The organism is Aeromicrobium sp. P5_D10 (assembly GCF_054049535.1).
Window position 1 is genome coordinate 103,594 of sequence record NZ_JBFUME010000006.1, and the last position, 19,137, is coordinate 122,730.

A 19,137-nucleotide genomic window follows, 5' to 3' on the forward strand; every position below is an offset into this window, starting at 1 on the left:
CCCGAAAAACTGGGTGGTGGCACGGATATCTCTGAAAGGCTCGAATCGACAGGGTTGAATCGTGACCGCTGTCCTCGCCTGTGCCATCTTCGCCATCACCTACGCCCTCATCGCGACCGAGAAGGTACATCGCGTGACGGCGGCGATCGGTGGCGTCGTGGCCATGGTGCTGGTCGGGATCGTCGACACCGAGACCGCGTTCTACTCCGCCGAAGCCGGTATCGACTGGAACGTCATCTTCTTGCTGTTCGCGATGATGATCATCGTCGGAGTGCTCAAGCAGACCGGTCTGTTCGACTACCTCGCGATTTGGGCTGCCCAGAAGTCACAAGGCCGACCGTTCCGGCTCATGGTGCTGCTGATCCTCATCACGGCTGTCGCGTCGGCCTTCCTCGACAACGTCACGACGGTGCTGCTGGTCGCCCCGGTCGCGCTGATGATCTGCAGCAAACTCGACATCGATCCCATTCCGTACCTGCTGACCTTGGTGTTCGCGTCCAATATCGGCGGAGCCGCGACGTTGATCGGCGATCCGCCCAACATCATCATCGCGAGCCGGTCGGGTCTGACGTTCAACGACTTCCTGATCCATATGGCGCCGATCGTCGTACTGATCATGATCGGCTTCATCGCCCTGAGCTGGCTGATGTTCCGCCGTCAGCTGCGGTACAACCCCGACCGAGCCCAGGTCGTCATGGATCTGCGTCCGCGAGACTCGATCCCCGATACCCGTCTCCTCTGGCGGTGTCTGGTCGTGCTGGTCGCGGTCATGATCGGCTTCTCGCTGCACTCGGCGTTACATGTCGAACCGTCCCTCATCGCGCTGATGGGTGCCGGCGCGATCATCGCGGTCTCACAGGCGACCCCGGCGCAATTCCTCGAGGAGGTCGAGTGGCCGACCCTGGCCTTCTTCATGGCGCTGTTCGTGTTGGTCGGCGGTCTTGTCGAGGCCGGCGTGATCGCCGATCTCGGCCGTGAGGCGATCGAACTGGCGGACGGGCGCAATCTGCTGGCGGCCTCAGGCCTCATCTTCGGCTCCGGGGTGCTGGGTGCACTCGTCGACAACATCCCCTACACCGCCGCGATGGCGCCGATAGTCGGCGACCTGGTCAACGCAGGCGGGGCTGGTTCGGAATCGCTGTGGTGGGCGTTCGCCCTCGGCGCAGACTTCAGTGGCAATGCGACGGCTGTCGCCGCCGGCGCCAACGTCGTCGTGATCGGTATCGCGGCTCGACACGGCCATCCGATCAGCTTCTGGCATTTCACGAAGTACGGGCTGATCGTCACGGCGTACACCCTGATCATGGCGTGGCTGTACGTCTGGCTGCGCTACTTCGCACTCGCCTGACCGGACAGGACCTGCCGGACAGGGATCAGGGCTCGACCAGGCCGGCGCGAATCGCGTATCTGGTCAGATCCGTACGGTCGCGCATGCCGAGCTTGGCCAGGATGTTGGAGCGATGACGTTCGACGGTCTTGAGACTGATCGTGAGCGCGTCGGCGATCTCCCGTGACGTGGTGCCCTCGGCGATGAGCTTGAGCACTTCGTCCTCGCGGGGCGTCAGAACCCTGGTCGAGACCTTCTCGCCGCGGCGGCTGCGCTCGAGGTAGTTGCGTACGAGCGCGCTCATGACACCCGGATACAGGAATGACTCGCCGCGCACCGCCGCGCGGCACGCACCGACGAGATCCTGATCGGCCACCGACTTCAGGACATACCCCGATGCCCCGCATTTGAGTGACTCGAAGAAGTATTGCTCGTTGTCGTGCATCGACAGCATCAGGATGTGCGGGGCGTCGCGTCGCCGAGATATCTCGCGCGCCGCCTGCAGCCCGGTCATCCGCGGCATCGACACGTCGAGGATCGCCAGGTCGATCTCGTGGGTCCGCACGAGCTCGACGGCTTCGGCGCCGTCACCGGCCTCGGCCACAACCGTCAACCCGGGTTCGCCGTCGAGGATCAGGCGCACGCCACGGCGCACCAGGGCATGATCGTCGGCGAGCAGGATGCGGATGTCAGCGCCGTGCTTCATGACGTGATCCCCGCCGTCGGAACGACGAGTCGCACCTCGGTGCCGCCGCCCACCCGGGTGCGCAGGACGAGGCTGCCGCCGACCATCAGAGCGCGTTCGCGCATACCGCGGATACCTGTGCCTTCGCGGTGAGACCCGAGCCCACCGCCGTCATCGGCCACGAGGAGGACGACGGCCTCGCCTTGTGTCGACAAAGAGACCGTGACGGTCGTGGCGCGCGCATGGCGGGCGACGTTGGTCAGCGCTTCCTGAGCGACGCGGTAGACCACGAGTTCCTTGTCGGTGGTCAATGCCGGCAATCCGGGAGCGAAGCCGCGGCGAACGTGGATTCCGCTGTGGGTGGTGAAATCCGTGCATGCTGCGGCCAGGGCGCTGAGCAGTCCGAGGTCGTCCAGGACTCCGGGCCGCAGCCGGCGGGCCACGTCACGGACCTCGTCGAGACTCGATCGGGCGATCTCGGCGACCGTCCGCAATTCCTCGGCGATATCGTCAGGCGCCCGGTCGGCGGCGCGCTTGAGTCCGAGGAGGACCGCGGTGAGTCCCTGACCGACTTCGTCATGCAGTTCCTGGGCGATGCGATGGCGTTCGGTCTCCTGGGCGGCGAGCGCTTTGGCATCGCTGCTGCTGCGTTCTGCTTCGAGCCGGTCGAGCATCGAGTTGAAGCTGCCGATCAGGCGGGCGACCGTGCCGCGGCCCTCGGTCTTCAGACGTTGTCCGGGCGATTGCAGGTCGACACTCTCGGTCACGGAAGTGAGGCGTTCGAGGGGTGCCAGGGTCGATCTGATGAGCAATGCGTTCGCGGTCAGGATCACCAGAAGTCCGGTTGTCAGGACTATCGCCTCCGACACCACGACCCGGGTTGAGACGGTGGCCGGAGACGCTGCGAGGGCGATCGTGCCGATCACGAACACAAGCCCGTTGATGAGGCAGATCCGCCAGTACAGCGGGAGCCGGGTCAGCGCCGTCATAGCGCCAGCCTCACGCATCACGTCCGTGCCTGTCCACGTGGGGCGGCGCGTCGGGTCAAACATGGGTGGTGGCACCGATGGTTTTCGCGCCCTTGGCCGGAGAAGGTGGAAGTACCCCCACGAAAGGGTCCGCCGATGACCGATTCACTTCCGCACAGCCCCGCAGCGTGGGCTCTGGTCGGCTTGGTGTTGCTGGTCGCGCTGATCGGCAGGTCGATGCGGATCGTGCCCGAGCACCAGCGGATCGTCGTGACCCGTCTCGGTCGGGTCGCACGCGTCGCCGGTCCGGGTCTCGTGTGGCGGCTGCCCGGACTCGAACGCTGGAATGACGTGTCACTGCGGCCGAGTCACCAGCCGCTCGGTGTCTCTGCCACGACGCAGGACGGGGTGGCATTGCACCTGCGTGCGGTCGCTCAATGCCACGTGACGGATCCGGTGCGATCGGTCATCGTCGCCGCGGATCCGATCGCGGAGACATTCGGCGAACTGGAGACCCACCTCGCGCACGAAGTGACCTCGACGCGTTTCGCGGATCTGTTGGCCGCCCGTCACCGCTTCGAAACGGATCTGCCATCGCTCGTGTCGGGCGCCACCTCGGCATGGGGCGTCGAAGTGATCTCGCTGGTCATTGGTGACATCGAGGTCCAGATGACCGCCGACCTGATGAACAGCCTGCGTCACGATCTGGGCGCTGAGTGAACGCCGAAGACCTCAACATCACGATTCTGGCGGTTTCGGCCGCGTTGTTGGTCGGCGTCGTCGCGGTACGCATCGCGACCAAGTCGGGGTTGCCGGGTCTGCTGCTGTACCTGGCCATCGGGCTGGTCATCGGCGAGTCGGGTCTCGGGCTGGGATTCGAGGATGTCGACCTGGCGATGATCCTGGGGTCGGTCGCCCTCGCAGTGATCCTGGCCGAAGGAGGCTTCACAACCCAGTGGGACGTCACTCGCCCCGTCGCGGCGATGTCGGTAGTACTCGCCACGGTCGGCGTCGGTATCAGTGTCGCGATCACCGGCGGGCTGACCTACTTGATCCTCGACGTGGACGTCCGCACTGCGCTGCTGTTGGGCGCGGTCGTCTCGTCGACGGATGCCGCGGCAGTGTTCTCGGTGCTTCGGCAGATGCCGATCAACCGCCGGCTGCGGGCGACGCTGGAGGCAGAGTCGGGCTTCAACGATCCGCCGGTCATCATCCTGGTCACCGTCATCACCTCTGATGCGTGGAACAGTTCTGGGCCGCTCGCGATCGGCGGTCTGATGCTGCAACAGCTCGTCGTGGGCGCCGTCGTCGGCCTGGCCGTGGCGTGGGTCGGCCAATGGGTGCTGCGAAACAGCGCCTTGCCGTCGGCGGGTCTGTATCCGTTGGCGACGGTCGCGATCTTGTTCTTGGCATTCTCCCTGGCGGGTATCGCCGGTGGCAGCCCGTTCCTGGCCGTGTACGTCGCCGGCATGTGGCTGGGCAACACCAAACTGCCACACCGAAGTGCCACGGCCGGCTTCGCGGAGGGCCTGGCCTGGATTGCCCAGATCGGCTTGTTCATCATGCTGGGCCTGCTGGCGAGTCCCAGTCGGCTGTACGACGCGCTGCTTCCGGCGCTCGTGGTCGGCAGTGCCTTGCTGTTCGTGGCTCGACCACTCTCGATCGCGGTCTGTGCGACTCCGTACCGGATACCGTGGCGCGAACAGGTCTTCATGTCGTGGGCCGGCCTGCGCGGTGCGGTGCCGATCGTGCTCGCGACGATCCCCATCACGCAGGGACTGCCATCGGCGCACCGGATCTTCGATGTCGTGTTCCTCCTGGTCGTGGTGTTCACGATCATCCAGGGGCCGACATTGCCCTGGGCGGCGAGGAAGCTCGGAGTGGGGGAGACGGAGTCGGCCACCGACGTGTCGATCGACTCGGCACCGCTGGAAGAGATCGACGCATCGCTGCTGCAACTCACGATCTCGCCGGGTTCGAAGCTCGCCGGTGTCTACGTCTTGGATCTTCGGCTGCCCGGCGATGCGGCGATCACCCTCATCGTGCGCGAGGGGGAGATATTCGTGCCGGATCAGCACACGATCCTGCGCACTGAGGACGTCCTCCTCCTGGCGGCGTCCGACCGAGGGCGTCAGGCGGCAGAGGACAGGCTCCGCGCCGTGAGTAGGGCTGGTCGTCTGGCCGGGTGGAGCGACTGATCGCCGTCGCGCGGACGTCATCCCCGGTGTTGACCCGTGGCTGTGGGAGCATCGCCGAGTGAGCCTTCGAGCGATGGTTGGAGTAGGCCTCCTGTCGCTCCTCCTGACCGGTTGCGCTCCTCATGAGAGCGGTAGGACGGCTGTTTCGGTCGTCGACGGCCAACTGATCATCGCTGTGCTCGGATGTAAGGACGGGCCGGAAAATGTCGGCATCCGGGTGGACGGAGCTGACAATCGTGATGGATCAGCACAGGTGCTCGGTCAGTGGGCGCATGCCGACGTGCTACCTCGCAAGACGATCTTCAATCCGGCGAGTCCCGGCGACGAGTGGGACATCATTCAACCGTTGACGGTGCTGGATCCGACGATCGACCGTTTCTCGGCTCGCGGGTTCCAGTCCGAGGACGACGCAGGTGGGACGCGTTCGGTCGAGTTCTCGGCCGCTGAGCTGAAAACTTTGAAGCCCGGTCAGTGGCTCTACACGACCCAGGAGACCGTAGACGATGACACCGACGAGATCCGGAATGTCAACGTCGTAGCGGCAAGCTTCGAGGAGTTGACGAAGGCAGATGGCAACGGGTGCACTCGCTGATGTGATCTCAAAGCCCGCCAATCGATGGGTGTGGCTGGCTGGCCCTCTCGCCCGACTCGGGCAGCGGCACGTGACACGGCGTTATCTCAGTGCACTCGAGGACGTGAGGAATTCCTCGCCGACTTAGAGTTGACATGACTTTAAGTCGGCCTTAGAGTCGTTGTGACCCTAAGTCAGGAGGTGTGGTCGTGACGATGTCGCCGTCGATCGATCAGCGAGTGTCGCTGGCGGTCTCGACCGTGATCTTCGCGTTGCGTCCGCATCCTGTGACGGGCTTGATGACGCTGTGGCTGCCGCTCGTGCGCCGTATCCGCGAGCCCTATGAGGGACAGTGGGCGTTGCCCGGCGGGCCGCTGGAGGCCGATGAAGATCTGGCCACCAGCGCGCAGCACACGCTCGAACGAACGACTGGGCTCGCTCCGAACTACCTGGAGCAGTTGTACGCGTTCGGCAACGTCGACCGTTCGCCCGATGACCGGGTCGTCTCGATCGTCTACTGGGCGCTGGTGCGGCAGGATGAGGTCGCCCGAGCCGTCGACGGCGAGAACGTCGAGTGGTTCGTGGCCGACGAGCTGCCGCCGTTGGCCTTCGATCACGCCGAGATCGTCGATTACGCCCTTGCCCGGCTGCGCGCCAAGATCACCTATACGCCTATCGCACACGCCTTCTTGCCGCCGGAGTTCACGCTCGCCGAGCTGCGAGCCGTCCACGAGGCCGTGTTGCGCACGACACTCGATCCGGCCAACTTCCGCCGCCAGGCGCTGGCCAGCAAGACCTTGACCCCCACCGGCACGTGCCTGCAGGGCACCAGCCATCGACCACCTGCGCTGTTCCGCTTCGAGGCCAGCGCCCCCTCAGCCGCCCCCGAGGAGCAGCGATGAGTTCAGTCAACACCCAGATCGTCGAGCAGCCGGCCGCCAGTTGCGACGTTGAACTCGCGAAGGGGCCGTGGGAATTCGACACGTTCCCCGGATATGGGCCAGGCGCGTCGGAGGATGACGTCATCCCTGAGCCGGTCGTCCGTCCCGGGCAGCTGCCGGCGGCGTACCAGCGCATGAGCGAAGACGAGCTGCATGCTCGCATCAAGGCCGCCAAGGAGGCCCTCGGCGACAAGCTCGTGATCCTGGGTCACTTCTACCAGCGCGACGAGGTCATCCAGTACGCCGATTTCGTCGGTGACTCGTTCCAGCTCGCGAACGCCGCCCTGACCAAACCCGACGCCGACACGATCGTGTTCTGCGGAGTGCACTTCATGGCCGAGACCGCCGACATCTTGGCCCGTCCCGAGCAGAAGGTCATCCTGCCCAACCTTGCCGCCGGCTGCTCCATGGCCGATATGGCCGACGAGGACTCCGTCGATGCGTGCTGGGAAGATCTGCTCGCGCTGTACGGGACCGAGCCCGATGCCGATGGCCGTCAGCCGGTCATCCCGGTGACCTACATGAATTCCTCGGCGGCGCTCAAGGCGTTCTGTGGACGCAACGGTGGCATCGTGTGCACGTCGTCCAACGCCGCGACGGTGCTGGAATGGGCGTTCGAGCGGGGTCAGCGGGTGCTGTTCTTCCCCGACCAGCACCTCGGCCGCAATACCGCGAAGGCCATGGGCGTCCCGCTGGAGCAGATGCCGATGTGGAATCCGCGCAAGCCGCTCGGTGGCAACACCGCCGACGAGCTCGCCGATGCCAAGGTCATCTTGTGGCACGGTTTCTGCTCGGTCCACAAGCGGTTCAGCGTCGCGCAGATCGACAAGGCACGGGCCGAGCACCCCGGCGTCAAGGTCATCGTTCACCCCGAGAGCCCTATGCCGGTCGTCGACGCGGCCGATGCGGCCGGTTCGACCGATGCGATCCGCAAGTTCGTCATCGCGTCTGAGCCGGGCGACACGATCGCGATCGGCACCGAGATCAACATGGTCAACCGGTTGACCGCTGAGTTCCCCGACCGGACGATCTTCTGCCTCGATCCGGTCGTGTGCCCGTGCTCGACGATGTATCGCATCCATCCCGGCTACCTCGCCTGGACGCTCGACGGTCTTGTGGCAGGTGAGGTCAACAACGAGATCGTCGTCCCCGACGAGATCGCCACGCATGCCAAGATCGCGCTCGAGCGCATGCTCGCGGCGTTGCCGAAGTAGGGCCCAGTACTCATGAAGGGCGGACAGATGTCCAGCATCATCGTGGTCGGCAGTGGCGTCGCAGGCATGACCGCGGCGCTCGATGCCGTGGGAACGTATGAGGTCACGCTGCTGACCAAGGCCGATCTGGCGCAGAGCAACACCCGTTACGCACAGGGTGGAGTGGCGGTCGTCCTCGACGAGATGACCGACCCCGGTGCTCCGAAGCTCGGTGACACGATCGCGTCGCATGTCAGCGACACGCTCGTGGCCGGTGCCGGAATCAGCGACGAAGAGACGGTTTCGATCCTGTGCGCCGAGGGTCCAGGGGCCATGGACGATCTGATCGCCCGCGGCGTCCAGTTCGACCGGCACGACGGTGCCCTGTCGCACGGTCTGGAGGCCGCGCACGCCTATCCGCGGATCCTGCACGCTGGCGGCGATGCGACCGGCGCCAGCATCGCGTACGCCTTGATCGAGCGGCTGCGCGAGAGCGACGTCGTGATCTGTGAACGGACAACTGTGGTCGACTTGGTCGTCGAGTCCGGTGCTTGTGTCGGGGTCAGACTGCTTGACGGATCAATGCTCCGGGCTGACGCTGTGATCCTGGCGACCGGGGGAGCAGGTCAGCTGTTCCCGTACACGACCAATCCTGAGGTCGCGACGGCCGACGGACTCGGCATGGCGCTGCGTGCCGGAGTGATCGCGGCCGACCTGGAGTTCTACCAGTTCCACCCGACTTCCCTCGACGCTCCGGGCAACTTCCTGGTCTCCGAAGCCGTCCGCGGTGAGGGTGCGGTGCTGATCGACGCCGACGGTAAACGGTTCATGCTCGATGTGCACCCCGATGCCGAGCTCGCCCCGCGCGATGTCGTCGCTCGCGGTATCGCCCAACAGATGGCCAAACAACCCGGTATCCCGGTGCGGCTGGATGCCACGGCGCTGGGCTCTGAGTTCTTGGCCAAGCGCTTCCCCAATATCGACGCGGCCTGCCGCGCGCAGGGCTATGACTGGGGGACTGTGCCGATTCCGGTGACACCTGCTGCCCACTACTACATGGGCGGGATCCGCACCGACGAGTGGGGACGCACATCATTGCCGGGTCTGTACGCGGTCGGCGAGGCTGCCTGCAACGGCCTGCACGGCGCGAATCGTCTGGCGTCCAATTCGCTGCTCGAAGGCGCGGTCTACGGCTCGCGCGTCGTGGAAGGCCTGATCGAGCCGCAACCCATCGTGGCGTTCGACGATGATTGGCTCGCGCCGATCGACCTGGATCTGACCGATGATCCCGATGCCGAGGACGTGAGCCGCAGCGATCTGCAGCAGCTCATGTGGGATGCTGCCGGGCTGGCCCGCAACGGCGCCGACCTGGCCCAGGCCATCGTCGAACTCCAGCGTTGGAAGACGCCCGACGTCACCGATGCCAAGGCCGCCGAGGACGCCAATCTGCTGGTCGTCGCGCGCGCCGTCGTGGCGAGCGCTCTGGCCCGTCAGGAATCAAGAGGCGGCCACTACCGCCTTGATTTCCCAAAAACCAACCCAACCATGGCCAAACACTCCTCGATCGGACGCTCATGAGTCACGTAGTTACCGGTGATGAGTCACTGAGTTACGTCTCGCGAGTCACCTGTGTTCTCGCGGCCGGTAATTCAGTGACTCGGGACGTGTTATTCAGTGACTCGCGAGCGGTGGGGGGTTGGGATGCTTGAGCGGCGGCAGATTCAGCGGGTCGTCGACATGGCCCTCGATGAGGATGCCCCATTCGGAGACCTGACCTCGCAGACCCTGGTGCCCGCGACGGCCGTCGCCTGGGCTGAGCTCGTGGCACGTGAGCCCGGCGTGTTCGCCGGTGCGGAGGTGTTCGCGATCGCGATGACGACGCTCGACCCTTCAGTTGAGGTTGTGCTGCTGGCACAAGACGGCGACCGATTCGACAAGGGCGACACGCTTGCGACAGTCACCGGCCCGGCTCGGGCAGTGCTGCAGGCCGAACGCGTCGGGCTCAACCTCGTGCAGCGCATGAGCGGGATCGCGACGCTGACCGCGACGTACGTCGAGGCGGTTGCCGGTACGAAGGCACGTGTCGTCGACACCCGCAAGACAACACCTGGCCTCCGGGCGCTCGAACGGCACGCGGTGCGCTGCGGGGGCGGGCACAACCACCGCTACTCGCTGTCTGACGCCGTGATGGCCAAGGACAACCATCTTGCCGTCATCGACGACATCACCGCGGCTCTGGTGAGCGCAGCCGATCTGCTGCCGCACACGACGCACATCGAGGTCGAGGTCGACCGGATCGCACAGATCGACGCGGTGCTCGCATCAGGTGTCGTGCGCACGATCATGCTCGACAACTTCAGCCCCGACGACCTCCGTGCGGGAATCGCCAAGGTCGACGGACGCGCACTCGTCGAGGCCAGCGGCGGTATCACGCTCGACACCATCGCGGAGGTGGCCAAGACCGGCGTCGACGTCATTTCGGTCGGCGCCTTGACCCACAGCGTGCGGGCGCTCGACCTCGGACTCGACATCACGGTCACATGATCTACCTCGATGAGGCGGCCACGACCCCCGTGAAGCGGGAGGTCATGGAGGCGATGTGGCCCTATCTCGGTCCGCATTTCGGCAATCCTTCGAGTCACCACGAGGTCGGGGACGTCGCGGCGCGTGCCCTCGACCAGGCCCGCGCGGACGTCGCCCAGGCGCTCGGCGCTCGACCATCGGAGATCACGTTCACATCGGGTGGCACGGAGTCCGACAATGCCGCGATCAAGGGCATCGCCTTGGCCGCTCCGCGTGGCCGCCACGTCATCGTCTCGGCGGTCGAGCACCCCGCGGTCCTGGAGTCGGCCGAGTTCTTGGAACGATTCGGCTTCGAGATCACGGTCCTCCCGGTTGATGACGACGCCATGGTGCAGCCTGAGACCCTCGCTGCCGCATTGCGTGCCGACACGACGCTGGTCAGCATCCAGTACGCCAATAACGAGGTCGGCACGATCCAGCAGATCGAGACGCTCGCGCGACTGGCCGCCGATCGTGGCGTGCCATTCCACACCGATGCGGTGCAGGCCGCGGGCTGGCTCGACCTCGACATCACGCGTCTGGGCGTGCAGGCATTGAGCATCTCGGGCCACAAGATCGGGGCGCCGAAAGGCATCGGTGTCTTGTACGTGCAGCGCCGGGTGCCGTTCGAGCCGCTCATCCATGGCGGGGGCCAGGAGGGCGGACGACGCTCGGGCACCGAGAATGTCGCTGCGGCGGTGGGGATGGCAACAGCGTTGCGACTGGCCGGTACTTCGACAGGCTCAGCAACCACGGGCAATAACGACGAGGTGACGGGACGCCGCGACCGGTTCATCGCACAGGTTCTGGAACGGATGCCTGGAGCGATCCTCACCGGCCAGGCGGCCCACCGGCTCCCGGGTAGCGCATCGTTCGTGTTTCCGGGAACGAGCGGCGAGTCGATCCTGCTCGATCTCGAGGCCCGCGGGATCGTCTGCTCCAGCGGGTCGGCGTGTGCCGCTGGCAGCGACGAACCGTCACACGTCCTGACGGCGATGGGTATCAGTGCCGAAGTAGCTCAGACTGCCGTGCGGTTCACGTTCGGCCGCTCGACGACCGATGCCGAGCTCGACTCAGTCGCTGACGAGCTCGTGCGCATCGCCGACCGCTGAGACTCAGCCCAGCAGATTCGAGACGTCGAGCCACGGGGTGATCGGCGGGTCGTACTCGATCTCTTCGCCCGCAGCTTGCTGAACGAGCAGCCGCAATGTGCCGACCAGATGATCGTGGACGGCCCGAGCCGACGCGTGAGGGTCTTCGGCCTCGATCGCGTCGAATATCCGCTCGTGCACGGCGAAGATATCGTCGAGGGTGCGGGTCGCGGTGGTCGAGAGTCCGCGTGCGTGCATCTGCGAGCGGGTTTTTGCGACCGCCTCGACGATCCGCTCGTTGCCCGCGCCACGCAGGACTGCTTCGTGGAACGTCAGGTCATGCCGCTGGAAGAGCGGCTCGTCCTGCAGCTCGCGGGCCTTGCGCATGCTCGCGAAGGCTTTGCGCATGACCTTGCGATCGGCTTCGGACATGTGCGTCGCGGCGCGGTAGGCCGCGGGAACTTCGAGCAGGAGCCGCAGGGAGTAGATGTCCTCGATGTCCTTGGTCGAGAGCTCGAGGATGCGCACACCCCGGCTTCGCTCGAATCGGACGACGCCGTCGGTCGCGAACTGGAGGAGTGCTTCTCGCACCGGCGTGCGGGATACGCCAAGCTGACTGGCGATCTCGACGACCGAATGCAGGGATCCGGGCGCGAGCTCGCCCGACAAGATGGCGGTACGCAACTCCTCGTAGACGCGTTCGGTCAGCGAGGACTCGTCGACGACTGCTTTCACGGGCCTACCTTTCTGATTTCGGGGTCAGACCGAACAATAGGGCTGTCCGCTACATGTTGCATGCATATGGGGATTATTGATACAGCATGTCGTCACAAGAACGACAGGTCGGCACCTTGGCTGGCCGGCATGACAGTCTCGGCGTAGAGCCTGCGCCATCCGCGTTCAGGCAGCGCGGGCGCCTCCAGCCGCGACAGCCGGTCGGCGATCTCTTCTTCGCTGACCAAGAGGTCGAGTCTGCGACCTTCGACGTCGAGCGTGATCATGTCGCCGTTTTGGACGATTGCCAGCGGGCCACCCGCGGCGGCTTCGGGATCACAATGCAGGACCACGGTTCCGTACGACGTACCGCTCATCCGCGCATCGGAGACCCGGACCATGTCGCGGACGCCTTGCCGGGCCAGTTTGGCCGGGATGGGCAGCGCTCCGGCCTCGGGCATACCGGCCGCGATCGGTCCGGCGAACCTCAGCACCAGGACGTGATCGGGGGTGACGTCGAGATCGGGATCGTCGAGGATCTCGGCGATGTTCTCACCGGCGTCGACGACGAAAGCCGGACCGGTGTGCTGCATGAGGCGCGGATCGGCTGCGGACGTCTTGATGACGGCTCCATTGGGCGCGAGCGTGCCGCGGACCACGGCGAGTGCTCCGGGCTTGCCGAGCGGGTCCGACAGCGGCGTGATCGCGTGCTGCCAGTCCTCGAGCGGATCCATCTGGTCGAGCTGGTCGGCGAGGGTCCTACCGGTCACGCCGACGGTCTTGGTGTCGAGGTGCGGGCTCAGCTCCTTGAGCACCGACGGCAGACCGCCTGAACGGTGCAGATCCTCCATGTAGAGCTTGCCGGACGGCTTGAGGTCGACCAGCAGCGGCACGTCCTTGGCGACGGTGTCGAAGTCGCTGAGCTTGACGTCGACTCCGGCGCGGCGGGCGATCGCGACCATGTGGATCAAGGCGTTGGTCGAACCGCCGAGCGCGGCGAGTACCTTGATCGCGTTGTCGAAGGCCTCGCGGGTCATGATCTCGCGCGGCAGCTTGCCGCTACGGGCCAGCTCGACGGCACGGCGACCCGTCGCGGCACCGTGGCGCAGTCGTTCGCCGGTCGACGCCGGGGGAGTCGCACCTCCCGGCAGCATCATGCCGAGCGCCTCGGTCATGCACGCCATCGTCGACGCAGTGCCCATGACGGCGCAGGTGCCGGCGGTCGTCACGAGCTCGCTGCGGGCCTCGGTGATCTGGTCGGTCGACAAGTCGCCGCCACGGTGGTTGCCCCACAGGCGACGGCAGTCGGTGCACGCGCCGAGACGCTCACCGCGCCAGCTGCCGGTCATCATGGGCCCCACGACTTCGAGGATCACCGGCTTGTCCGACGATGCGGCGGCCATGAGCTGTGCGGGCACGGTCTTGTCGCAGCCGCCGAGCAGGATCGCTGCGTCCATGGGGAGGCCGCGCACCATCTCCTCGGTGTCCATCGCCATCAGGTTGCGGTAGAGCATCGTTGTCGGCGACGTGAGGATCTCGCCGAGGGAGATCGTCGGGAAGTCCATCGGCAGTCCGCCGGCTTCGAGCACCCCACGGCGCACGGCTTCGAGCAGTGCGGGCATGTCTCGGTGGCATGTGTTGTAGTGCGATGAGGTCACCGCGATGCCGATGATGGGCCGATCGAGGTCGACGTCGTCGTAGCCGCTCGACGCGAGGAACGCGCGGCGCAGGAACCGGCTGAAACCGTCGTCACCATAGTTGGTGCGGCTGCGGTCGATCGCCGAGGTGAATTCTTCGTCAGACATCGTGGATGTGCCTTTGTTCAGTGGGGAAGGTCAGAGGAGACGGGGGTCAGCCGATCAACGGCATCGCAAGTGGGCGCATCGGTGCACCGGTCGCGCCGCGGATCTTCAGACAGGCGCCGACGAAGGCGAACTCGTAGAGCTTGTCGGCGGCGAGCTGCTGACAGTCGACGAGTTCCATGATCGGGACGCCCGCCTCGCCGAGGAGATAGGTATGGACGACCTGCCAGTTCTCGTCGTCCTGCGCCGGCATCTGCTCCAGCGCCGAATTGTCGGCACCGATGACCGAGGCGCCCGCGCGGGCGAGGAACTGTGCGCCGTCGAGGTTGAGTCCGGGGCTGTTGTCGATGTAGGCCGACGGATCGGGCCACTGCGACATGCGTCCGGTGTTGACCAGGGCGATGTCACCGGGACGGAACGTGACGCCCTGGCGGTCGAGCGCGGCCTGCAGGTCGGCGCCGCTTATGCCGTAATTGTCGGGCAGCATGTCGACGCCGTGCAGCGCGGCGACGTCGAACAGGACGCCCCGGCCGATGATCGGCGGGATCTTGTCGGCACCGCATTTGGTCCAGTGGCGTGAGCTGAGGTGCTGCCGCTCGTTGAAGCCGTTCCAGATCTCGCCGTTGTAGCCGAAGTGGTTGAGCGTGTCGATGTGGGTTCCGGTGTGCGTGTACATCGACACCGCGTCACCGGAGTAGCCGACCAGCTGGTTCTGTTCTCCCGCGCCGGTCAGGTCGTCGAGAACCGTGCCCCGTGGTGTGTGGGTCATCCACTGCTGAAAGGCAGGGTCGCCGGCCTTGACCCACGAGGGCATCCCCATGAACATGTCGACAGACAGGTCGATTGCGGCACCGCCGTCGGCGCGCCGCATGACATCGCGGGCGGCCGTGGCCGAGAGCAGATTGAGCATGCCGATCTCGTCGTCGGGACCGAACGGGCTTCGGGTGACCTGCCTGAACTGTGCGGCGTGCGCGGCGATCTTGTTGCGGGTCTCTTCGGTGATGAATTCGGGTCCACACACGGTGGTGCTCCTCCAGGTCGTGGGACAGGTCAGCGTTCGTCGTCGGTGCGCACGAGCTCGCCGTACTGATCGGGTTGGCGGGCATCGAACACATCCAGCTCATATTCGCCGGCCGAGAAGACCAGCCGTTTGCGGCGGGCGGCCGACAGATCGACCGCCGCCGAGAACGTCCCGGCCTCATCGAGGGCGTCGAGCACGACGCCGCCGTCCGGACCGATGATCTGGCTGCGGCCGAGATACTGGGTGCCGGCCTCCTCGTCTGCGCGGTCGGCGACCGCGAGGTAGACGAGATTCTCCAAGGCGCGCACTCGCGTGACGTGGTCGGCGAGGAAGGTCGCGTGCATGGGCCAGGCCGTCGGCATCGCGATGACGTCGGCGCCTTGCAGGGCGAGCTCTCGGGCCGACTCGGGGAACCTCAGATCGAAGCAGATCATGATGCCGACGTTGCCGAAGGCGGTCGAGACGACTCGGGGTGCGCGATCGTGACCCGGCGTGACGTAGCGGTCGGCGCCGAGGAAGGGCAGATGCTGCTTGCGGTACTTGCCGAGCAGCCCGCCGGGGCCGAATATCGCGGCGGAGTTGTAGACCTCGTCGCCGTCGCGCTCGAGGAAGCCCATGACAGTGTGCACGCCGTGAGCCGCGCTGGCGTCGGCGACGGCTGCCAGCGCTGGGTCGCCGAGGGTGAGGGCCGAGCGTTCGACGTCGTCGGACGAGCTGAACATGTAGCCGTTGAGATACGTCTCCGGGAACACGATGAGGTCCTCGCCGCGCTGTCCGGCGAGGGTGATTTCATCGACCGCTCGCTGTGTGTTGGCGGAGACATCGGCCAAGGTCCCCGACAGCTGGGCTACCGCGATCTGTGCTGGCATCTGGGCCTGGATCGACATTTCTATCGCCTCTCGGTGACGTGGCTGATGCCTTGATCCTGACATGCTGCATGCAGCATGTCAATTATATAAATTGTGTCGAAATCGTGTTGACATGCTGCATGCAGCATGACATTGTCAACCGAGTTCGAAGGGATCTGAACATGACAGAAATCACGATGGTGACCGGTGCCGGCGGAGGTATCGGAGCCGAAACCGGCCGCCTTCTTGCGTCTCGTGGCCACGCCGTCGCGCTGCTCGACGCGAAGCCGTCCGTGCACGATGTCGCAGCCGACATCAGGGCCGCTGGCGGCCAGGCGATATCGGTCGTCCTCGATGTCGTCGACGAGACCGCGGTCGAGGCGGCTGTGCAGCAGGCGACGCGCGAGCTCGGCTCGGTCACCGGCCTGGTCAACTGCGCAGCCACCATGACGACCGGCCCGATCACCGAGACCGCTCTGGACGACTGGAACCGGGTCATGGCGGTCAATGCGACCGGCACGTTCTTGACGTGCAAACACGTCATCAGATCCTTCGTCATGACCGGCACGGCGGGATCGATCGTCAACTTGTCGTCGATCTCCGGCTGGGTGGGCCTGCCCAACCAGCCCGCGTACTGTGCCTCGAAAGGAGCCGTCGTGCAGCTGACTCGGCAGATCGCCGCCGAGTACGCGCAGCAAGGCATCCGCTGCAATGTGGTGAGTCCCGGCTCGGTCGAGACGGACCAGTTGCGGGGCTACCTGGCCGCGCAGAGCGATCCGGTCGCCGCCGAGAAAGCACTCGTCGACGGACACCCGGTCAAGCGGATCGCCGCAGCGTCGGAGATCTCCACGACGATCGCCTTCCTCCTCAGCTCGGAGGCGAGCTTCGTCACGGGCGCCGATCTGCCCGTCGACGGCGGCTTCACCGCGGTCTGATCTCTCCTTCCTCGCAAACGCCAGCCAAGTCAGCCAAGTCAGCAACGCCAGAAAGGCATCTCTCGTGACCACCGAACTTCGCGCGCCGTCGGCCTCCGGCCACGCCGGGTCCCGGCCACTCGCGCGCTACCTCCCCCGAGGGCCGTTCGTCCCGGTGTGGGGCATGGCCGTGGTGCTGTTCGCCGTCAGCCCGTTGCTCGCGCCCGGAAGCCTCTCCGCGTCCTCGCTCGACTCGATGCTGCCGTTCGCGGCGGTGCTTGTGATCGCCTCGTTGGGCCAGACCCTCGTCATCACGCAGGGCGGCATCGATCTGTCGGTGCCCGGCGCGATGGCGCTGGCCGCAGTGTTCGTGACCAAGATCCCCGAGCAGACTGGGATCCCGTTGTGGCTGGCCGTCCTGCTGGGGCTCGCGGCCGGACTGCTCGGCGGGCTCGTCATCGGCCTGGTCGTCGTCAGATTCGGGATAGCGGCGTTCGTGGCATCGCTGGCGATGAACTCGATTCTGATCGGCGTCGTGTTGCACGTGTCGGACGGATTCCCGGGCTCGGCCGACGCGTCTTTCTCCGACTTCGCCGTCGGCTCGTTCCTGGGCGTGCAGCACCTCGTCGTCATCGCGGTGCTGTGTGTCGTGCTGATCGCATTGATGCGCAGCCGCACCGTCGTGGGCCGCCGGTTCATGGCGGTGGGCGCCAGCGCACCGGCCGCCCACCTGCTGGGTATCCGGTCGAAGGCCCACCAGGTCGGTGCCTACGCCGTGGCGGGACTGTTCTACGCCTTGGCCGGGCTGCTGCTTGCCGGCTATCTGCGCACTCCCGACATCCTGCTCGGCAACCCGTACCAGCTCTCGACGATCGCCGCGGTCGTCCTCGGCGGCAGCCTGCTGACCGGCGGTGTCAGCAGCGCCGCCGCAACCGCCGTGGCAGCGCTGTTCCTGACCCAGCTCAATCAGGTCGTCCTCGCCGCCGGCGCGGCGACCTCGATGCAACTGCTCGTGCAGGCCATCGTCCTGGCCCTCGCCGTCGTGCTGACCCGGATGCCGATCAAGCGGCTCCTGCGACGCCGCACCTCATGACCCCCGTTTCCCCCACCACAAGGAGAATGTCGATGTTCACCAAGCACCCCCGCGGGTATGCGCTCAGCGCATCCGTCGTGGCCGGACTGCTCGTCCTGTCCGCCTGCGCGTCCACCGAGAGCGATTCCTCCGGTGGCGTCGAGAAGGTCTACTCCGACGAGGCGCGCACCGGCGATGTCTCGCAGCTGCGTGACATGAAGGACTTCTGCGGCGACAAGCCGCTGAAGGTCGCGCTCGCCGACGGAACCGGCGACAACGCCTTCCGCAAGACCGCACGTGCGGAGTTCGAGGACGAGGCCGCCAAGTGCTCGAACCTGACTCTTCTGCCGTACGCCGACGCGCAGAACAACCCGCAGAAGGCCATCAGCGACATCAAGGGACTCGTCGCCAAGGGCGCCGACGCGATCGTCGTGTTCCCCGACGCCGGTGAGGCCTTGCTGCCGACCTTGCGCGAAGCCACCAAGGCCGGTGTCGCCGTCGTGCCGTGGACCGCCAACCCGGGCGGCAAACCCGGTACGGACTACACGACGTTCGTGGGCCACAACACCGTCAACGACGGCAAGACCTGGACCAAGTGGACGTGTGAGCATCTCGGCGACAAGGGCGGAAACGTCCTGTTCCTGGGCGGCACGCCGGGCAACACTCAGAGCATCACCGAGCTCACGGGCATCGAGGCCGAGCTCAAGGACAACGCAGCTTGCGCCAACGTCAAGCTGCTGAACAGCCCTGGCAAGCCGATCGACACCAACTGGAACCCCGCGCAGACCCAGAAGGTCGTCTCGGGTCTGCTGACGAAGTACCCGAAGATCGATGCCGTGATCACCGACTCGGGTGACGCCTCGCTGGGCGGGATCCGGGCCTTCAAGTCGGCCAAGCGCGAGCTGCCTCTGTGGACGGCCAATGACCTCAACGGCTTCGCCTGCGCCTACGAGCAGGAGAGCGCCAAGCAGGACACCTTCAATGTCATGACGGTGTCGAGCCGTACCTGGATCATCCGTCTGGCGCTCCGCAAGGCCGTCGCCGAGAAGCAGGGCATCAAGAACGACGAGCCCGAGATTATCAACATCCCGATCTACGAGGACAGCCTGGACGACTCGAAGCAGCCCAAGTGCGATCCGGCGCTCCCGAGCAGCGCGATCTCGTCGGCCGAGCTCGACTCGGACCAGCTCAAGAAGCTGTTCAACTGATGTGACGGGGTCGTGGTCGCCA

Annotated in this window: 18 protein-coding genes; 12 read left to right on the forward strand and 6 right to left on the reverse strand. The window is 65.8% G+C overall.

The window, feature by feature from the left end; genetic code table 11:
• Window positions 1-61 precede the first annotated feature (61 nt).
• Complete coding sequence (locus tag ACXJKC_RS13030; protein ID WP_456697158.1) at window positions 62-1,348, forward strand: SLC13 family permease; 1,287 nt, start codon at window positions 62-64, stop codon at window positions 1,346-1,348.
• 25 nt (window positions 1,349-1,373) lie between these two features.
• Here the strand turns inward: ACXJKC_RS13030 and ACXJKC_RS13035 are convergent, their stop codons facing one another.
• The gene (locus ACXJKC_RS13035) at window positions 1,374-2,033 is read right to left on the reverse strand and encodes a response regulator (RefSeq protein WP_456697159.1); all 660 of its coding nucleotides are present in this window, start codon (window positions 2,031-2,033) and stop codon (window positions 1,374-1,376) included.
• Window positions 2,030-3,001: a HAMP domain-containing sensor histidine kinase gene (locus ACXJKC_RS13040; RefSeq protein ID WP_456697160.1), complete on the reverse strand. Its 972-nt coding sequence runs from the start codon at window positions 2,999-3,001 to the stop codon at window positions 2,030-2,032. The genes ACXJKC_RS13035 and ACXJKC_RS13040 overlap by 4 nt, the downstream gene beginning before the upstream one ends.
• 135 nt (window positions 3,002-3,136) lie before the next feature.
• On the opposite strand from ACXJKC_RS13040, the gene ACXJKC_RS13045 reads away from it, so the two are divergent.
• From ACXJKC_RS13045 to ACXJKC_RS13080, 8 genes are all read left to right on the forward strand, one after another.
• Complete coding sequence (locus tag ACXJKC_RS13045) at window positions 3,137-3,700, forward strand: SPFH domain-containing protein (protein WP_456697161.1); 564 nt, start codon at window positions 3,137-3,139, stop codon at window positions 3,698-3,700.
• On the forward strand, window positions 3,697-5,178 hold the full coding sequence (locus tag ACXJKC_RS13050) for a potassium/proton antiporter (RefSeq protein WP_456697162.1): 1,482 nt from the start codon (window positions 3,697-3,699) through the stop codon (window positions 5,176-5,178). Before ACXJKC_RS13045 ends, ACXJKC_RS13050 begins: the two co-directional genes overlap by 4 nt.
• Window positions 5,179-5,251: 73 nt before the next feature.
• A complete protein-coding gene (locus ACXJKC_RS13055; protein ID WP_456697163.1) occupies window positions 5,252-5,770 on the forward strand; it encodes a hypothetical protein in 519 nt (172 codons plus the stop codon).
• A gap of 194 nt (window positions 5,771-5,964) precedes the next feature.
• Window positions 5,965-6,651, forward strand: a complete 687-nt coding sequence (locus tag ACXJKC_RS13060; protein WP_456697496.1) for an NUDIX hydrolase — start codon at window positions 5,965-5,967, stop codon at window positions 6,649-6,651.
• On the forward strand, window positions 6,648-7,904 hold the full coding sequence (gene nadA, locus ACXJKC_RS13065) for a quinolinate synthase NadA (protein WP_456697164.1): 1,257 nt from the start codon (window positions 6,648-6,650) through the stop codon (window positions 7,902-7,904). Before ACXJKC_RS13060 ends, nadA begins: the two co-directional genes overlap by 4 nt.
• Window positions 7,905-7,931: 27 nt before the next feature.
• Window positions 7,932-9,461 (forward strand): L-aspartate oxidase, encoded by a 1,530-nt coding sequence (gene nadB / locus ACXJKC_RS13070; RefSeq protein ID WP_456697165.1) that lies wholly within the window; start codon window positions 7,932-7,934, stop codon window positions 9,459-9,461.
• A gap of 123 nt (window positions 9,462-9,584) precedes the next feature.
• Complete coding sequence (gene nadC, locus ACXJKC_RS13075; protein ID WP_456697166.1) at window positions 9,585-10,427, forward strand: carboxylating nicotinate-nucleotide diphosphorylase; 843 nt, start codon at window positions 9,585-9,587, stop codon at window positions 10,425-10,427.
• On the forward strand, window positions 10,424-11,557 hold the full coding sequence (locus tag ACXJKC_RS13080; RefSeq protein WP_456697167.1) for a cysteine desulfurase family protein: 1,134 nt from the start codon (window positions 10,424-10,426) through the stop codon (window positions 11,555-11,557). The genes nadC and ACXJKC_RS13080 overlap by 4 nt, the downstream gene beginning before the upstream one ends.
• A gap of 3 nt (window positions 11,558-11,560) precedes the next feature.
• On the opposite strand, the gene ACXJKC_RS13085 is transcribed toward ACXJKC_RS13080, so the two are convergent.
• From ACXJKC_RS13085 to ACXJKC_RS13100, 4 genes are all read right to left on the reverse strand, one after another.
• Entirely contained in the window at window positions 11,561-12,271 is a 711-nt protein-coding gene (locus tag ACXJKC_RS13085) for a GntR family transcriptional regulator (protein WP_456697168.1), read from the reverse strand.
• Window positions 12,272-12,363: 92 nt separating this feature from the next.
• On the reverse strand, window positions 12,364-14,055 hold the full coding sequence (locus tag ACXJKC_RS13090) for a dihydroxy-acid dehydratase (RefSeq protein WP_456697169.1): 1,692 nt from the start codon (window positions 14,053-14,055) through the stop codon (window positions 12,364-12,366).
• Between the two features lie 46 nt (window positions 14,056-14,101).
• Window positions 14,102-15,073, reverse strand: coding sequence for a cyclase family protein (locus ACXJKC_RS13095; RefSeq protein WP_456697170.1), 972 nt, complete (start codon window positions 15,071-15,073; stop codon window positions 14,102-14,104).
• Window positions 15,074-15,102: 29 nt separating this feature from the next.
• Window positions 15,103-15,960, reverse strand: a complete 858-nt coding sequence (locus tag ACXJKC_RS13100) for a carbon-nitrogen hydrolase family protein (RefSeq protein ID WP_456697171.1) — start codon at window positions 15,958-15,960, stop codon at window positions 15,103-15,105.
• 143 nt (window positions 15,961-16,103) lie between these two features.
• On the opposite strand from ACXJKC_RS13100, the gene ACXJKC_RS13105 reads away from it, so the two are divergent.
• The 3 genes from ACXJKC_RS13105 to ACXJKC_RS13115 all read left to right on the forward strand — a co-directional run bounded on the left by ACXJKC_RS13105 (window position 16,104) and on the right by ACXJKC_RS13115 (window position 19,115).
• Window positions 16,104-16,856, forward strand: a complete 753-nt coding sequence (locus ACXJKC_RS13105; RefSeq protein WP_456697172.1) for an SDR family NAD(P)-dependent oxidoreductase — start codon at window positions 16,104-16,106, stop codon at window positions 16,854-16,856.
• A 64-nt stretch (window positions 16,857-16,920) separates the two neighbouring features.
• Window positions 16,921-17,928, forward strand: coding sequence for an ABC transporter permease (locus ACXJKC_RS13110; RefSeq protein WP_456697173.1), 1,008 nt, complete (start codon window positions 16,921-16,923; stop codon window positions 17,926-17,928).
• 32 nt (window positions 17,929-17,960) lie between these two features.
• On the forward strand, window positions 17,961-19,115 hold the full coding sequence (locus ACXJKC_RS13115) for a substrate-binding domain-containing protein (RefSeq protein ID WP_456697174.1): 1,155 nt from the start codon (window positions 17,961-17,963) through the stop codon (window positions 19,113-19,115).
• Window positions 19,116-19,137 lie beyond the last annotated feature (22 nt).

What these genes read in the sequence shown, in the direction of transcription:
- ACXJKC_RS13035 (WP_456697159.1), bottom strand. Translation starts at nt 2,033, where the DNA reads ATGAAGCACGGCGCTGACATCCGCATCCTGCTCGCCGACGATCATGCC.
- ACXJKC_RS13040 (WP_456697160.1), bottom strand. Translation starts at nt 3,001, where the DNA reads ATGACGGCGCTGACCCGGCTCCCGCTGTACTGGCGGATCTGCCTCATC.
- ACXJKC_RS13045 (WP_456697161.1), top strand. Translation starts at nt 3,137, where the DNA reads ATGACCGATTCACTTCCGCACAGCCCCGCAGCGTGGGCTCTGGTCGGC.
- ACXJKC_RS13055 (WP_456697163.1), top strand. Translation starts at nt 5,252, where the DNA reads ATGGTTGGAGTAGGCCTCCTGTCGCTCCTCCTGACCGGTTGCGCTCCT.
- ACXJKC_RS13060 (WP_456697496.1), top strand. Translation starts at nt 5,965, where the DNA reads ATGTCGCCGTCGATCGATCAGCGAGTGTCGCTGGCGGTCTCGACCGTG.
- nadA (WP_456697164.1), top strand. Translation starts at nt 6,648, where the DNA reads ATGAGTTCAGTCAACACCCAGATCGTCGAGCAGCCGGCCGCCAGTTGC.
- nadB (WP_456697165.1), top strand. Translation starts at nt 7,932, where the DNA reads ATGTCCAGCATCATCGTGGTCGGCAGTGGCGTCGCAGGCATGACCGCG.
- nadC (WP_456697166.1), top strand. Translation starts at nt 9,585, where the DNA reads ATGCTTGAGCGGCGGCAGATTCAGCGGGTCGTCGACATGGCCCTCGAT.
- ACXJKC_RS13080 (WP_456697167.1), top strand. Translation starts at nt 10,424, where the DNA reads ATGATCTACCTCGATGAGGCGGCCACGACCCCCGTGAAGCGGGAGGTC.
- ACXJKC_RS13090 (WP_456697169.1), bottom strand. Translation starts at nt 14,055, where the DNA reads ATGTCTGACGAAGAATTCACCTCGGCGATCGACCGCAGCCGCACCAAC.
- ACXJKC_RS13100 (WP_456697171.1), bottom strand. Translation starts at nt 15,960, where the DNA reads ATGTCGATCCAGGCCCAGATGCCAGCACAGATCGCGGTAGCCCAGCTG.
- ACXJKC_RS13105 (WP_456697172.1), top strand. Translation starts at nt 16,104, where the DNA reads ATGACAGAAATCACGATGGTGACCGGTGCCGGCGGAGGTATCGGAGCC.
- ACXJKC_RS13115 (WP_456697174.1), top strand. Translation starts at nt 17,961, where the DNA reads ATGTTCACCAAGCACCCCCGCGGGTATGCGCTCAGCGCATCCGTCGTG.